The following is a 15,528-nucleotide window of genomic DNA, read 5'->3' as shown; positions in this document are numbered from 1 at the left end:
GGGGCATTCTCGTGATTCGCTGCCGCCAGCGGGCAGCGCGCGGTACGGATCAAGCCGGCCGTACTCCGGCGGGGCTGGTAGCCGGTTCATCCGAGCCCCGTAGGGCGCATAACGCTCCGCGTTATACGCCGGTTAGCCTTTGCCTCAAGGCACTCCAAACCGGATAACGGCGCCGACGGTGATCCAGAGTGAATCGGCGTACAACCGCGAACGGTTGTACGCCCTACGCTGCAGACGTTACGCCAGCGCCTCCGCCACCGGAGCCGCCGCACGCTTGTTCACCATGCGTTGCAGCAGGCCGGAGACCAGCACGCCCACCACCGCCAGGATGCTCATCAGGCTGAACACGTAGGTGTAGCCCTGTTCGCCCGGATAATGGTCGAGCAGCGAGCCGTAGATGATGTAGGCGAACATGCCCGGCGCGTAGCCGATCAGGCAGCCGATGCCGAAGGCCGAGCCGGTGATGCGCGAGGGGATGCCCACTTCGCTCATCGGCGCCCAGAACACGCCGCGCATGGTGAACACCACCAGGGCGAAGGACAGGGTCGCGGCCATGCCGGCGTAGATGTAGCTCTCGCCACGGGGAATGCTGAGGATCACCAGCATCAGCGGCAGCAGCGCGACGAAGGCCCATTTCAGGTAGCGGCTCGGGCTCTTCAGGCGCTTGTCGGCAACGTAGCCGCCCAGCGGGCCGCCCAGCACCTTGAGGAAGTACTGGTTGATGATGCCGTAGGCGCCGACCAGGGCCACCGGCAGCTGGTACATGTCCTTCAGGTAGGGGATGAAGTAGGTTAGGCCGCAGTAGACGATGTAGACCATGAACACGTTCAGGCTGACCAGCCAGATGCCCGGCGTACGCACGGCTTCCAGCAGGCCGGAGAGACCCTGCGGCTCGGCCTTGGCCGCGGCGGCGCCATTGGCCTTGGGGGCTTCGCGCAGCAGGAAGAGGGTGATCACGCCGACCAGGATGTCGATCCCCGAGTAGAACAGGATCGCCGCCTTCAGGCCGGCCGCGCCGGAGCCCAGGGCAACGAACACGCCCAGGGCGGAGAAGGCCACCAGCGTATCGACCACCCCGCGGCCGCCTTCGAGGAAGCCGAACAGGCGGCTCTGCTCGTCGTCATTGCCCAGGTTGCGGATCGCCTTGAGCAGCGACGGCCAGAAGATGCAGTCGGCGCAGATCGCCAGCAGGCTGAAGACGATCAGCAACTGGCTGTAGCCGGGGAAGGTCGCCAGGTACACACCCAGCGCGCCCATGCCGATCAGGCCGACGGGGATCAGCCGGCGCGTTTCGAAGCGGTCGGCGAGGAAGCCGCCGACCACGAACAGCGCAGTGGCGACGATGGCGTTGACGCTGAGCAGGGTGCCGATCTGCGTGTGCGTCAGCCCCATGTGTTCCTGCATGGGGATGTAGAAGGCGTCCTTGAGGTTGGCGAGCTTGTAGATGGTACCGCCGCCCAGAACCAGGACGATAAAACGGAGCCACTTGGCTTTAGCCTGTGCTGTCATTGTTGTTCTCCACCGTTTACGGATAAGGGTTGGCCGCCGGAGCGACCGTCGGAATCAGGCGGCGTCGGCCAGGGTCAGTTCGGCCAGCAGGCGGAACTCGTTCAGCAGCCCGCGCACATGGCGCACCTGGTTGTTCGCCCAGCGATGCTCGTCGGCCAGCATGCGTTCCAGGCTGTAGCCCGGCGGCAGCGGCGTTTCGCTCATCTCGCGATAGGGAATGAACGGGTCGGCGGCCTCGTCGCTCTGGCGGAAGGACGGGGCGATGTAGTGGTTCTCCTGCTCGAGGATGAAGGCCACCACCTGGGGAGCGGTGTCGCCGAGCAGCAGCAGTTCCAGCAGCATCCGCGCGCCGGGGAGCTGATCCTCGGGGCTGCCCTGCAGCACGCCGTAATGGCCGAAGCCGTTCGCCTCGGGCACCACGCGCACGCCCTTCAGGTGCACCTGGCGGATGAACGGGGCGAGGTGGGCCAGCGCCGGCAGCGGGCGCTCGCAGGCGTTGATCATGTTGCCGAAGTCGAACAGCGCGTTCAGACGCGGATGCCCGACCTTGCGCAGCAGGGCGGCGATCTCGTCGCTCTTGAGCTCCTCGTGCTGCTCGAAGTCGAAGTTCAGGTTGTGCTGGTCGGCCAGTTGCGCCAGGCGCCGCAGGTCCACTTCAATCAGGTCCATCACCCGCGACAGGTGACCCTCGTAGCGTGAGTAGACGCGGATGTTGCGGCTGCCGATGGCCAGGGCCACGGCCACCGCCTGGTCGACGTCCTCGGGGCGGGTGCTGCTAATTTCCACGTGCAGGGCAAGACCCAGGCTGCGGGCCTTCTCGCCGAAGGCGGCCAGTTGTTCCGCAGTCATCTGCGACAGGCTGTTGTGCTCGCCGTCCAGCAGGTGCAGGGAGAGGCCGTCCAGTTCGTGGCGGTAGGCGAAGTCGAGCATGTCGCCGGGCGTGACCCGGCCCTGGGTCAGGTTGGTCAGCAGCGGGTAGCCGTGGGCGAACAGGCGCAGGCTGTCGAGACGGTCGAGCAGGCGGCGGGCGAGTTCGGGGGTCAGCAGAGGCGGGGGCGTATCTGCGGGCGCGGCGTTACGCGCCAGCAAGTCGGCGAATCGGGCTTGGATAGCATTCATTATTGTCATTCCTGATAGCGACGCCGGGGTGGCCGGCGGTGCTTTTATCGCTCCGGAATGGTGCTATCCCTATAGCCATTATTGTTTTGTTCGTATGACCATTTTGCCGGCCGCTCTAGGTCGGCCTCAGGGTTTCCAGCCAAGTGCCTTCAGTGCCCGGGCAAACTCCTGCACGCGGCGCCCGGCCTGCTCCTCGGGCACCGCGGCAAAGCCCAGCAGCAGCCCCGGCGGCAGGTAATTGCGGATGCAGTAGTCGCGCAGCGCGTAGGTGTACACCTCGTGCTCGGCCAGGCCCCTCGCGACGGCGGTATCGTCGCTGCCCTCGGGCAGCCAGCCGAGCAGGTGCAGCCCGGCTTCGGCGGGCGTGGGCGTGATGAAACCGCCGAGCTCGCGCTGCAGCGCCTCCAGCACGGCGGCCTGCCGCCCCTGGTAGAGGCTGCGCATGCGGCGGATGTGGCCGAGGAAGTGGCCGTCCTGCATGAAGTCCGCCGTGGTCGCCTGGTGCAGCGTCGACGGGCTGCGGTCCATCACCGCGCGGATGGCGCAGAACGGCTCCACCAGCGCCTCGGGCAGGATCACGTAGCCCAGGCGCAGCGACGGGTAGAGCACCTTGCTGAAGGTGCCGACATAGATCACCCGCTCCCAGGCATCCAGCGCGAACAGCGCCGGCAGCGTGCGGCCCACGTAGCGGAATTCGCTGTCGCAATCGTCCTCGACTATCCAGCCCTGGCTGCGCCCGGCCCAGTCGATCAGCTCCTGGCGGCGTGCATAGCTCATGGTGGTGCCCAGCGGGTGCTGCCGCGACGGGGTGGTGAACGCCAGCCGCGCGTCCGGCCGCTCGCGCAGGCCTTGCTGCACGTCCAGCCCCTCGTCATCGATGCGCAGCGGCACCATCTCGCAGCCCTGCGCCTGGAAGGCGATGCGCGCGGCGATATGGCCGGGGTCCTCCATCCACACGCTGTCGCCGGGGTTGAGCAGCAACATGCCGAGCAGGTTGAACGCCTGTTGCGCGCCGGAAGTGATCACCACCTGGTCGATGCTGCACTCGATGCCGCGCGCGTCGAATACATACTCGACGATGGCCTCGCGCAGGCGCTGCAGGCCCTTCAGCTCGCCGTAGCCGAGCGAGTCCTTGCTGCCCTTGCGCAGGTGGCGGTTCATCAGGCGCTTCCACACCAGCATGGGGAAGGCGTCATAGGCCGGGTGGCTGGGCAGGAAGGAGGTCGGGCAGTCCGGCGCCCAGGTGCTGTACGACACCCCGCTGAAATGCTCGCTGCGCAGCGAATGCACCGCCTGGCTCAGGTTCGACAGGCGCGGCGGCTTGCGCGGCGCATCGGCGGCGCTGCGGCCCTCCCACTCGCTGCCGACATAGGTGCCGGCGCCCGTGCGCGAGGCCAGGAAGCCCTCGGCGGTCAACTGGTCGAAGGCATTGAGCAGCGTGATGCGCGACAGCCCCAGCTCCTTGCACAGCGTCCGCGTCGACGGCAGCCGCGTACCGCCGGGCAGCCGGCCGGAGAGGATCTGCTTGCGCACCTGCAGGTACAGCTGGCGATAGAGGGGAATCGGGCTGGAACGATCCAGCTCGATGCCGGTGAGCAGCATGCCGCCGGGCGTCTTCATTCGGGGTGTGCCTTGCGCGATAGCGAGACGAGAGGGGCGGATTGTGCCTTGGCGGGGGAAATTGAGGGAGGGGTATTGCCGGTTGGTGGTGGCGCCGAGGGTTGCTCATCGACGCCGCGCAGGTGGCAGGGGATCGGGTTCGTGCGTCAGTACCCGCGTGATTCATCCAGCGCCGGCCCGCTCTCCCGCCCACTCGGAGCGTGTTGGGGCACTGGGTGTGCCTGGCGCTTCCGCGCCCATTTGACCAGCCGGCTCATGGCGATGAAGCCAGCGAAGATCAGCATCGGGTAGGCGTAAAGCAATTCGCCCAGGCTGTACTTCCAGGCCAGGGGACGACCGACACCGAGCAAGGCCGCGTAGAACCAGGAAACCGCCGAAACCGTGCCGGCAAAGATGCTCAGGGCCCGCATGCCCGGTTCGAGTTGGAGCAAGGAGCCCGCCCGGATCAGGGCGGGCATGACCACCGAATGCAACAGGCTGCCGTTGACCGTGAGCAGGGCGACGATGAGGACCTTGGCCTGCAGCTTGGGGTTGAGGAGGTACTCCATCCCCTTGGCGGACATATCCAGCAGGACGATGAGCGCGCCGGAAAACCAGAGCATCTGCAGCGCCAGGGTGATGGTGCGCTTCAGCGTCTCCATGGGCGCCTGCTCGAGGTGAACCGAGTCCGAACCTTTCAGGAGCTGCTTGACCATGGCGAAGTCACTGGTCAGGACCAGACCAATCGCGACGCAACAGGCGATCAGGTGGGTGTAGATCACACCCAGGCGAACGAACTCCATTACTGCTTCCCGCTGCAGCAGCGAAGTCACTACGTGAACGAATTCCATGAATTGTCTCTTGTTTTTGGAATGGGCCGCCGGTTGTACGGGGCCGTGACGAAGCGTCGGATGGGGTAGGGTCTTGCGAGCTGCCGTGCAGGTTAATCCATGTGAGGCGCAATATTATTTGTAAATAATTCTTACTGGCAAGAACAAAAAGCAGTACATGCGTGCCGATTCGACGGGGCGCCGAGGGGGCATTCGAGGCGTACGTCGTGGGGAGTCCGGGCCTTTCAGGCAAGGGAAGTGCGCGGGGCGATGCCCGTGCAAGCTGGCAAAGGGCTGGTACCTGCGAGCAAAGGTGCGGGCCGGTTCATCGAAGGAGGACGGTGGCCCGGCACCAATGCCGGGACGAACTCGGCCCGCGCCGGCTATCCCGCGCGGGCCTGGAGCCTGAAATCAGCCTGTGGTTGGGCGTCGCGCTACAACCACCAGCGCAGCAGATAGAACGCCCCCATGCTCAGCAGTACGCTGATCAGCACGTTGCGCGTCCACAGCACCAGCGCAACGGCGACGATGGCGCCGAGCAGGTAGGGGTTGTCCGGCCGCAGGTTCAACTGGTGGTCGGGGAGGAACACGATCGGCCCGCAGATCGCCGTCAGCATCCCCGGCACGGCGAAGCCGAGGAACTGCCGCACGTTGCTGCTCAGGCGGATCGGCAGGCGCGGCTCCAGGAACACGTAGCGGTTGAAGAACACGATCAGGCCCATGCCGAAGATCACTGCCCAGACCATCATGCGCGCACCCCCGAGAACTTCTGGCAGACGAAGCCGGCGAACATCCCCGCCAGCCCCGACAGCACCAACGCCGAGCCCAGCTGCCAGTAGCTGAACAGCACCGAACAGAACAGCGAGACGGCGACGCAGACCACGGTCGGCACGTTCTTCACCACCGGCGCGATCAGCGCGACGAAGGTGGCGGCGATGGAGAAGTCCAGGCCCAGGTGCTCCAGTCCCGGAATGCTGCTGCCCAGCAGCACGCCGGCGAGGGTGAAGAGGTTCCAGGCGATGTAGAAGGTCAGCCCCACCCCCAGCGCGTACCAGCGGTTGAAGGTCTCGCGGTCGTGGCCGCTGGTGAGGGCGAAGAACTCATCGGTGAGCAGAAAGCCCAGGCCCGCGCGCCAGCGGCCCGGCAGGCCGGAAATCACCGGGCGCAGGGTCATCCCGTAGAGCAGGTGCTGCGAAGTCAGCAGCAGGGTGGTGATCATGATCGAGAAGAACCCGGCGCCGCCCTTGAGCATGCCGATGGCGACCAGCTGCGCGGCCCCGGCGAAGACGATGGCCGACAGCCCCTGGCCGTGCAGCGGCGAAAGCCCGGCGTCGATGGCCAGCGACCCGGCGAGCAGGCCCCAGGGCAGCACCGCCAGGGACAGCGGCGTGATGTCGATGGCGCCCTTGAGGAAGGCGCGGGAGGAAAGCGTGGTTTGCGACATGGTGATTCTTGGCAGTCTTTCGTACCGACAGGGTGGCAGAGCGAGGGGCACGCTGGCTTGAACAATCTTGCTGCGGCCGGGGGATTTTTCCGTCGCAAATGAAAAGGGCAGCCTTCCCGGCTGCCCTCGACTGACCTTGAAGCCCGCTACGAAGTGGGCGCCTGGGATGTATCGCGCGCCATCGCTTGCCGGCGTCTCGCCTTGCGAATCTTGCGTGCCGTCTCCACGAAGGGCGTGACGATCAGGCTGTACAGCGTCAGGTAATGGTGATCGTCGCGCTCCCCGGCGCCGAACTGGATGGCTTCCGGCGTCCGGCGGGTGACGTAGAGCGTGCCGAACATCCAGTCCCACAGCGACAGATTGATCGCGAAGTTCTTGTTGAAGTGCCGGGGCGCATCGCTGTGGTGGATCTGGTGCTGGGCCGGGCTGTTCAGCACATGCTCCACCACCGGCCCGAACGACAGCCACACATGGCTGTGCCGCAGGTTCACCGCCAGCGCATTGAAGATGAAGATCAGGTAGGTCACGCCGAACAGCGTGTAACGGCTGATCTCCCCGCCGCAGGCGTACCAGAAGGCGCCGGCATAGGCACCCAGGGCGACCACCCCGGCCAGCTTCGCCGCGAGCTTCTCCACGAAATGAACGCGGCTGGCCGTCGCCGGCACCAGCACCGCCGCCGAGTGATGCACCTTGTGGAACGCCCACAGCCAGCGCGAGTGGAAGGCCCGGTGCACCCAGTAGTTCTTGAAATCGCCCACCAGGAACACCCCCAACCCATAGAGCAGGGAGAGGCCGAGGTTCTCGCCCACCTGCGGGCGCGCGCCCCAGAGCTTGGTGAAGAAGGCGATGTAATCGCCGGAGCGCAGGATGTACGGATCGACCAGACCGATGATGGGCACCATCAACGCCGCATGCAGGATGCCCCGCACGAAGTAGTACTGGTAATCGAGCAATGCCGAGCGATGGAAATGCACCCGGTTGCCGCCAATGAACTGCCAGAACGACCGCGCATCCGTCAGCCCACGGTACTTCCTGAAGCGGAACAGCGCATAGGCGACCGCATAGGAGAGGAACAGAAACAGGGCGCCGACGCGGCCGTTCAGGTCGAACAGACCGGCGAAGCGGTGGATGACCGGATCGATCACCAGGGTGGTCAGGTGGCTATGGAACGGCAGGAGATCATCCACGGCAGGCGAGTCTTCGGCGAAGGGCAGGGGGCTGGAGATCGGAGCAGGCCAGGGGCGCGGCGCAATCGGCAATCCGGTGCGTGCAATCAACGCTCAGGCTCATGAGCTTCATCGTAGCTTCGGGCTGCCACGGCGAAGCGACAGGCTGGAAGAAATGCATGGGGTGTCTCTTGTTCTTGGAATGGCCTGGCGATGGGGCCGGGGCATCGGACTCGGTGTGGCTGCAATGGTAATTGGGAATAATTCTTACTGTCAAAAGAGGGCGTGGCTGACGCGAGTCGACTTGATGGGGCTCGACACGCTGGTCAGCTTTGGAGCGGAAAAAATAAATCTGTCTCAGTGCTCTAATCTTGGGCCGCTTTGCGAGAGATAAATAAGTTCCTCGTTTGGTGCTTACTTTCGTTTAAATTCAGTAATGCGTAATAGAAAATGGCTGTCATCTGGGCGGGCGCGGAATAATTTTACACTTTGGTATTCTGGGTGCTTGTTTAGTATGGATATTATTTTCTCTTCCATGTCTTTATTTGCTCGGGCGCCAATGGTTACGGAGGTAAGGGCATCTCGTGGGAACTCAAAAAGATGATTCTCGTTAATTGTTTTACTTGCTTCCTTTAAGGGTCTTAGGATTCGCCATTCTTGTTCGTATGCCCAGTGAACACTTTTCACCAAAAAAATATTTGGGGCAGTAAGTGCCCTCAGTGTCATGCTGGGGCGCGCTCCGCGATATAAGACGCGGCGCAAATGCCTTAGTTCATCCTTGTCAGAGGTTTTGCTATGGAAATATTCATGGTGGGCGTCGAACTCCAGAACAAATCCCGTGTGACTTTGTGAGTAGTGAGACCACATCAGAAGATTGTCGGGCACTTCAGTTAGACATAGTGCCCCAATGGCAGAGTCTATTGCTGAGTAGATAACGTTTCTTAATGACGGTAGATTTTCTGAAAGCGTCCTTATTGCTCGATCTTTTATTTCGGGCAGGGTGCTAGATGAGATTGTTAGGAAGTGGTCGAATGACAATAATCTCTTCTGATTGTCTGGGAGGTTTTGGTATGTCTCCTCAAGCGTTTTGGAGACTTGCATTTCAATCTCTTTTTGTATTTCTTCTTCATTTACTATATCGGTAATTTCTGGGCGTCCCTCAAAGGGATCGTTAAATGATCCAAGCGGCGTGTAACGCAGCATTGCCCCGTCAATGATATCTATACGCTCAGGTGGGCAGTATTTGTAGAGCGTGGTGGGGCAGCCCATAATTGATTTTTCCAATTTAGACTCCTGTTGCATAGGTTGCCCGAAAGGCTACGTTAAATTAAATCTTTCTAGCGATGCTGCTAGGTCCTGTTCATGTTTTGCCAATGATTGAATTCAAGAATGTTGTCGCAGTGATAGTGGAGAAATTGGCATCGTAATTTTGAGTTCCAGTAGGCATGCTTTTCATTCTCTGTAAAATTCCCGTGCCATTCAATTATTTTTACTGTTTTGTTGGTGCCATGGAGTGAGATTATCTCATTTAGGTGTGAGTCATTTCCAGAATAACCAACTAAGTAGATTTCGGTTGACTCGCTTAGGGCTCTTTGTAGATATGTCCAATAAGTTGAGAGTATTCTTGAGGCTGCGATTACAGATTTTTTGTGCGCTACATGTGTTAGAACAATGTGCTCCGATCCGTTGTGGCTGTGCATATCAAGCTGGTTTCGTTGGTGTTTGTAAGTGACCCCATGCTCATCATAGTAAAGTGGGGAGCCGTGGAGGTGGAGATAGTAGCCAAAGTTGCGCTGATACCGTCTCTCAAGATTCTCTGGGGAGAATCCCAAAGTGGTGACTCCATCGACAAGGCTGCCGTCAAACCCATTTAGAATATTTGCGTCTAAAAAGGCATCGTATAGTAATTTGTCGTAGTTGAGCGTGGCAACATGGGAGTTGGTGCGTCTAATGTATTCTATAAGGCTGCTGCTAAATTCTTCAGGGAGGGTTTCTGTGTGTAAATGAAGGTGTGCTGCCACCTTGTGTAGATAGTTCGCTACTGCATATGGAAACTGTTGGCCAAGCTCAGAAAGCCAGTGAATATCTCTTCCAGAGATTTTATTCAATGTCTTGCAGGCTGTGACAACTTGATGGAGTGTGTCAAGTTGGTCCTCATCTTGTGGTATTGCTCCATCTCCGCCAAGGGTTTGGCTGATTAGGTTTTTTTGATTTTCATCTAGTAAGTGAGGTGAGTTCCATACCTCCATCATTGCTCTTCGCAGAGAGAATCTCTGCGGGTCTAGGGCCATACCTAGTCCATTTCCAAATATAAAAGCCTTTCTTGGCATATGACCTCCTATTATTTCGCCATCATCAATTATGGATGATGGCGCTGCGATGTCGCCAGCCTGTTTCTGCTCAGAAATCTGTATAAGTGCGCAGCAAGCGTACGCTCTTGCTTGACCATCAAAAATCTAACCTCTAACCTCGCGTCGCCCCTGTGAAAGCGACAGGGGGCGGGTTTGGCGACCCGTTTTAGTCATATGTGCGACCTGCACTGATAAGCCCTGCGCCGTAGCCTTACGGACGCAGCGCTTTGCTATGGCGGGCCGCGCAGGGAGACCTTCGGGTCTGCCGGGTTATGACTGCCGGTTCGCCAACCTTGCGCGGCTCCGCCACCCCATCCGTTTGGCGACGGATGAGGTGGCTTCATGGACAGTCATAGAGGTTTGCACAAATGGACGACATCTACGTTCCCACCGTTTTCCACCGCTTCAACCGTTCCCTGCGCGGCGTGTTGATCGACAACCAGCCCTGGTTGGTCGCGCGCGAGCTGGGGTATCTGATCCGCGAGCGGGTCGAGTCTTATGTTCTTCGTCTGGATGATGATCTGTTTCGCGAGGCGCGCCTGGTAACTGGCAGCGGCGAGGAGGCCGTGTTGCTGGTGAATGACTATGGTGTTTTCCATGTGCTGCAGCGCTTTCGCGATCCCGAGCATCGGCCGTTGCGTCGGTGGATTACCGGGCATGTGTTGCCGATGTTGCGGGATCAGGGCGTGATGCCGGCTGGCAGTCCGCGTCGGTTGTTGGCGCAGGGGGATGGCTGGCCGATGGCGGTGCTGGATTGGCAGGGGGAGTATTGGGTGACGGTGGATTCGGTGCCGCGGTTGATGGCGCAGGAGCGGCGGGGGAAGAGGGGGTGGTGGCGGAGGTTGTAGGGCTATTCGCTGCGCTCACTGATCGGGCCGCACGGACGTGCATTCAGCGTAAGTGCTGGCCCGATGGAATATCACCTGGAAAGCTTGTAGTGCGGGCTTGTTCGCGATGCTGTTCCGCCGTTTTGGCGCTCAGTGTTCTTGCCTCGCTTCGGCGTTTGCTGAGAGTTCTTGTTTCGCCCCCTCGGGCGAGTCACTTTCTCAAACGCGAGAAAGTAACCAAAGCGCTTGCCCCTGCATCCGGGTCCCGCTTCGCGGGACTTCCCTCGCTCCATCGAAGTTTCAGGGGCCCGCCGCGAAGGGCCATCCCTGGCCCATCGCGGCTCTCGCGGCATCCATGCCGCTCAACCCCTGAAACTCCGATTCCACTCGGCCTCCTGAAGGGGCAGGCCGGAGTGTGCGGAGGTTTCTCTGGAAGTCATCAAGAGCAGAAACAGAGCATCTTGCTGCCATGGACGCGGGCCATGCTCAAAAATCGGGGCGTGGCCTAGGCGCCCCGCCGCTCCTACAGCTGGTGCGGCGGGGGCGATTGGTGCGGGGTTAGAAGATGTAATCCGTGGTCAGGAAGTTGGAGTCGCGGTCGCGGATGATCTGGCTGATCAGTTCCTTGTTCGACTCGGTGAAGCGGGTGGCGACCAGGGTGCGGATGGAGAAGGTGCGCAGGGCGTCGTGGACGGAGAGGGTGCCTTCGGCGGAGTTCTTGCGGCCGTTGAAGGGGTAGCTGTCCGGGCCGCGCTGGCATTGGGCGTTGATGTTGATGCGGCCGACCTGGTTGACGAAGGCGTCCACCAGCGGGCCGATCTGCGCGGGGTCGTCGCCGAACAGGCTGAGCTGCTGGCCGTAGTCGGACTGCAGCACGTAGTCGATCACTTCATCCAGCTCGCGGTAGGGCACCACGGGCACCAGCGGGCCGAACTGTTCCTCGTGGTAGAGGCGCATGTCCGCGCTGACCGGGCTGAGCAGCGCGGGGTAGAAGAAGCTTTCGCGGCTTTCGCCACCGCCGGGGTTGATGACCTGGGCGCCCTTGGCCAGTGCGTCCTGCAGCAGGCCAGTGAGGTAGTCGACCTTGCCCGGCTCGGGCAGCGGCGTCAGCGCTACGCCCGGTTCCCAGGGCATGCCGGGTTTGAGTTCGGCGAGCTTGGCGCTGAATTTGTCGAGGAAGCCGGGCAGCACGTCTTCGTGGACGAACAGGATCTTCAGCGCGGTGCAGCGCTGGCCGTTGAAGGAGAGGGCGCCGGTGATGGCTTCGCTGACGGCGTTGTCGAGGTCGACGCTGGGCAGGACGATGCCGGGGTTCTTGGCATCCAGGCCCAGGGCAGCGCGCAGGCGGTGCGGGCGCGGGTGGAGCTTCTTCAGGTCGGCGGCGCCGGAGTGGGTGCCGATGAAGGCGAAGACGTCGACCTTGCCGCTGGCCATGAGCGCGCTGACGGTCTCGCGGCCGCGCCCGTAGATGACGTTGATGACGCCCGGCGGGAAGCTGTCGCGGAAGGCTTCGAGCAGCGGGCGGATCAGCAGCACGCCGAACTTGGCGGGCTTGAAGACCACGGTGTTGCCCATGATCAGCGCCGGGATCAGGGTGGTGAAGGTTTCGTTCAGCGGGTAGTTGTACGGGCCCATGCACAGCGCCACGCCCAGCGGCACGCGGCGGATCTGCCCGAGGGTGCCCTGTTCCAGTTCGAAGCGGCTGGAGCGACGGTCCAGCGCCTTGAGCGCTTCGATGGTGTCGACGATGTAGTCGCAGGTGCGGTCGAACTCTTTCTCCGAGTCCTTGAGGTTCTTGCCAATCTCCCACATGAGCAGCTTGACCACGGCCGTGCGCTGTTCGCGCATGCGGGCGAGGAAGCGTTCGACGTGGGCGATGCGCTCGGCTACGCGCAGGTTGGGCCACAGGCCCTGGCCGTTGTCGTAGGCGGCCACGGCGGCGTCCAGCGCGGCGAGGGCGGCGTCGGCATCGAGCAGCGGGGTGCTGCCGAGGATGACCTGTTCATCGCCCTGGTCGGTGGCGAGGAAGATCGGGCTGCGCACCGGGGCGAGCGGGCCGTCCCAGCGGCGCAGTTCGCCGTTGACCAGGTAGTCGCGCTGTTCGATGGGGGCGTCGGGGCGCCAGGCTTCGGGGATGTCGTTGAGGCAGGGGAACAGGCGGTCGAGTTTATTGTTGTCGTGCATGACTCATCCTTCGGGAGCGGTGGGCTACTGGTCTGTTTTAGTCCGTGATTGTGCTTAGGTAAATCGATTCAGCAAGCGATGCGACGAATGGGCCAAAGTGAGGCCCTTCGTGGGGCGAATAGCCGAACTTGGTTATTCGCCGGTGGTTTCGGTGGTTGGGATTCGGCGGACAACGCGTGCCGCGTTATGCGCCCTACGGGTGCGACGGGGCCGGGTTTGGCGCGGGGAGCGGTTGCAGCAATTCCTGCTGCTCGGCGTAGCGGGCGCGGATGTCGAAGTCGCGGGGCCAGGTGGGTTGGGCGGCGGGGGCTTTCGGAGTTGCGGAGGAAGTCACGGGCGATACCTCGTTGCAGGAGTCCGGTGGGCGAACGGCTTGGCGTTCGCCGGGTGGTTTGGAGCCGGAGGTGATGGGTATCGCTGCGCTCCACGCCATCCTACGGGAGCCCCGGGGAGCGTCGTTGGTAGGATGGGTGGAGCGAAGCGATACCCATCAATCAGGCGTCACACGAACAGCGACAGCAGCAGGATGAAGCCCAGGCCGACCACCGAGAGGATGGTTTCCATGGCGGTCCAGGTCTTGAAGGTTTCCATCACGCTCATGTTGAAGTACTGCTTCACCAGCCAGAAGCCGGCGTCGTTGACGTGGGAGAGGATCAGCGAACCTGCGCCGGTGGCCAGCACCAGCAGTTCGCGGTTGACGCCGGGGATGAGGTTGATCACCGGCACCACGATGCCCGCGCCGGTGATGGTGGCGACGGTGGCGGAGCCGGTGGCGATGCGGATCACCGCGGCCACCAGCCAGGCCAGGAGGATCGGCGAGATCTGCGCCTGCACGGCCATGTGGCCGATCACGTCGCCCACGCCGCTGGCCACCAGCATCTGTTTGAAGCCGCCGCCGGCGCCGATGATCATCACGATGGCGGCGGTGGGCGCGAGGCTGTGGTCGAGCAGCTTGAGGATCTTCTTCGAGTCGAAGCCGCGGGCGTAGCCGAAGGTGTAGAGCGACAGCAGCAGGGCCAGCAGCAGGGCGGTGATCGGGTGGCCGATCATGTCCAGCCAGGCGCGGACGATGTGGCCGTCGGCGAGCATGACGTCGGCGAAGGTTTTCAGCAGCATCAGGAACACCGGCAGCAGCACGGTGAACAGGGTGATGCCGAAGCTGGGCAGGTCGCTGGTGTCCGGCTCGTGGGCGATCTGCGCCACCAGTTCCTCATTGGGCTGGCCGGGAATCACCTTGGAAATCCAGGCGCCGAAGATCGGGCCGGCAATGGCGGCGGTGGGCAGGGCGACCAGCAGGCCGTAGAAGATGGTCTTGCCGATGTCCGCGCCGAACACTCCGATGGCCAGCAGCGGGCCCGGGTGCGGCGGCACCAGGCCGTGCACGGCGGAGAGGCCGGCGAGCAGCGGGATGCCGATCTTGATCAGCGATACGCCGCTGCGGCGGGCGACGATGAACACCAGCGGCACCAGCAGGATGAAGCCGATCTCGAAGAACAGCGGGATGCCCACCAGGAAGGCGGCGAGCATCATCGCCCAGTGCACGCGCTGCTTGCCGAACGCCTGGATCAGCGTGCGGGCGATCTGATCGGCGCCGCCGGACTCGGCCATCATCTTCCCGAGCATGGTGCCCAGGGCGAGGATGATGCCGACGAAGCCGAGCACGCTGCCGAAGCCGTCCTGGAAGGATTTGACGACGGTCGCCACGGGCATGCCGGAGGTCAGGCCGAGGAAGCCGGCGGCGATGATCAGGGCAATGAACGGGTGAATCTTCAGGCGCGTGATCAGCAGGATCAGGCCGATGATGGTGACTACCGCATCCAGCAGCAGATAGGTGTCATGGGACATGCCGAGCATGGGGCTCTCCTGTTGTTGTCGTTTTGCCGGAGCGGCTTTTCTTCTGAGATGAATTGAGACAGCGCTATCTTTGGCGGGCAGGCGCTATCGGTTTCAGTCGTGGGAGTGCTGGCGCCACCAGAGGTGCGCGGCTTCGGCCAGTTCTTCCAGCGGGCGGGTGGCGTCCAGGCGCAGGGTCAGCGGTTCGCTCACCGGCGGTTCGAGGGCGGCGAACTGGCTGTCGATCAGGCTGGCCGGCATGAAGTGGCCGGGGCGGGTGGCAACGCGTTGCGCGGCGGTTGCCGGGGTCAGTTCGAGGAACACCACGCCCAGGCCGGGCACGGCGCGGCGCAGGCGTTCGCGGTAGATGAGCTTGAGCGCGGAGCAGGTGAGCACCGGGCGCTGGCCGGCGGCGATGGCTTTCTGCAGCTCGGCGGCGAGGGTGTCGAGCCAGCCGGCGCGGTCTTCGTCGGTCAGCGGGATGCCGGCGCTCATCTTGCGGATGTTGGCTTCGGGGTGGAAGGCGTCGCCCTCGATGGCGAACGCGCCGCTGCGCAGGCACAGGGCCTCGCTGACGCTGGACTTGCCGCATCCGGCGACACCCATGATGAGTACGGCATCGATGGCGGGGAGCATGCAGGGCCTCGGTGTTGAGACAGCGCTATC

Annotated in this window: 14 protein-coding genes; 1 reads left to right on the top strand and 13 read right to left on the bottom strand. The window is 62.6% G+C overall.

Features of this window, described 5'->3' with window-relative positions:
• Positions 1 to 237: 237 nt before the first annotated feature.
• From J5M67_RS18810 to J5M67_RS18770, 9 genes are all read right to left on the bottom strand, one after another.
• Positions 238 to 1,509, bottom strand: coding sequence for an MFS transporter (locus J5M67_RS18810; protein ID WP_207886849.1), 1,272 nt, complete (start codon positions 1,507 to 1,509; stop codon positions 238 to 240).
• A 54-nt stretch (positions 1,510 to 1,563) separates the two neighbouring features.
• On the bottom strand, positions 1,564 to 2,628 hold the full coding sequence (locus tag J5M67_RS18805; RefSeq protein WP_207886848.1) for a sugar phosphate isomerase/epimerase: 1,065 nt from the start codon (positions 2,626 to 2,628) through the stop codon (positions 1,564 to 1,566).
• Between the two features lie 126 nt (positions 2,629 to 2,754).
• Positions 2,755 to 4,248: a PLP-dependent aminotransferase family protein gene (locus J5M67_RS18800; protein ID WP_207886847.1), complete on the bottom strand. Its 1,494-nt coding sequence runs from the start codon at positions 4,246 to 4,248 to the stop codon at positions 2,755 to 2,757.
• A 146-nt stretch (positions 4,249 to 4,394) separates the two neighbouring features.
• A complete protein-coding gene (locus J5M67_RS18795; protein WP_243434746.1) occupies positions 4,395 to 5,078 on the bottom strand; it encodes a hypothetical protein in 684 nt (227 codons plus the stop codon).
• A 413-nt stretch (positions 5,079 to 5,491) separates the two neighbouring features.
• Entirely contained in the window at positions 5,492 to 5,806 is a 315-nt protein-coding gene (locus J5M67_RS18790) for an AzlD domain-containing protein (RefSeq protein WP_207886846.1), read from the bottom strand.
• The gene (locus tag J5M67_RS18785; RefSeq protein ID WP_207886845.1) at positions 5,803 to 6,501 is read right to left on the bottom strand and encodes an AzlC family ABC transporter permease; all 699 of its coding nucleotides are present in this window, start codon (positions 6,499 to 6,501) and stop codon (positions 5,803 to 5,805) included. Before J5M67_RS18785 ends, J5M67_RS18790 begins: the two co-directional genes overlap by 4 nt.
• 146 nt (positions 6,502 to 6,647) lie before the next feature.
• A complete protein-coding gene (locus J5M67_RS18780) occupies positions 6,648 to 7,688 on the bottom strand; it encodes a sterol desaturase family protein (protein ID WP_207886844.1) in 1,041 nt (346 codons plus the stop codon).
• 393 nt (positions 7,689 to 8,081) lie between these two features.
• Complete coding sequence (locus tag J5M67_RS18775) at positions 8,082 to 8,951, bottom strand: DUF2971 domain-containing protein (protein WP_207886843.1); 870 nt, start codon at positions 8,949 to 8,951, stop codon at positions 8,082 to 8,084.
• Positions 8,952 to 9,016: 65 nt separating this feature from the next.
• Complete coding sequence (locus tag J5M67_RS18770; RefSeq protein WP_207886842.1) at positions 9,017 to 9,997, bottom strand: SIR2 family protein; 981 nt, start codon at positions 9,995 to 9,997, stop codon at positions 9,017 to 9,019.
• A gap of 389 nt (positions 9,998 to 10,386) precedes the next feature.
• Here J5M67_RS18770 and J5M67_RS18765 point away from each other — a divergent pair, with 389 nt between their 5' ends.
• Positions 10,387 to 10,866 (top strand): Bro-N domain-containing protein, encoded by a 480-nt coding sequence (locus tag J5M67_RS18765; protein ID WP_207886841.1) that lies wholly within the window; start codon positions 10,387 to 10,389, stop codon positions 10,864 to 10,866.
• 537 nt (positions 10,867 to 11,403) lie between these two features.
• Here J5M67_RS18765 and J5M67_RS18760 read toward each other — a convergent pair.
• The 4 genes from J5M67_RS18760 to J5M67_RS18745 form a co-directional block, all read right to left on the bottom strand.
• Positions 11,404 to 13,029, bottom strand: a complete 1,626-nt coding sequence (locus tag J5M67_RS18760) for an NADP-dependent glyceraldehyde-3-phosphate dehydrogenase (RefSeq protein ID WP_207886840.1) — start codon at positions 13,027 to 13,029, stop codon at positions 11,404 to 11,406.
• 193 nt (positions 13,030 to 13,222) lie between these two features.
• Positions 13,223 to 13,363: a hypothetical protein gene (locus J5M67_RS18755; protein ID WP_207886839.1), complete on the bottom strand. Its 141-nt coding sequence runs from the start codon at positions 13,361 to 13,363 to the stop codon at positions 13,223 to 13,225.
• Positions 13,364 to 13,530: 167 nt separating this feature from the next.
• A complete protein-coding gene (locus J5M67_RS18750) occupies positions 13,531 to 14,883 on the bottom strand; it encodes a GntP family permease (RefSeq protein ID WP_207886838.1) in 1,353 nt (450 codons plus the stop codon).
• A 93-nt stretch (positions 14,884 to 14,976) separates the two neighbouring features.
• The gene (locus J5M67_RS18745) at positions 14,977 to 15,498 is read right to left on the bottom strand and encodes a gluconokinase (RefSeq protein WP_207886837.1); all 522 of its coding nucleotides are present in this window, start codon (positions 15,496 to 15,498) and stop codon (positions 14,977 to 14,979) included.
• Positions 15,499 to 15,528: the final 30 nt, after the last annotated feature.

Origin of the sequence: Pseudomonas sp. 30_B (genome assembly GCF_017491605.1) — a bacterium.
GTDB lineage: Bacteria > Pseudomonadota > Gammaproteobacteria > Pseudomonadales > Pseudomonadaceae > Pseudomonas.
This window is presented reverse-complemented; position numbering and strand designations above follow the sequence as displayed.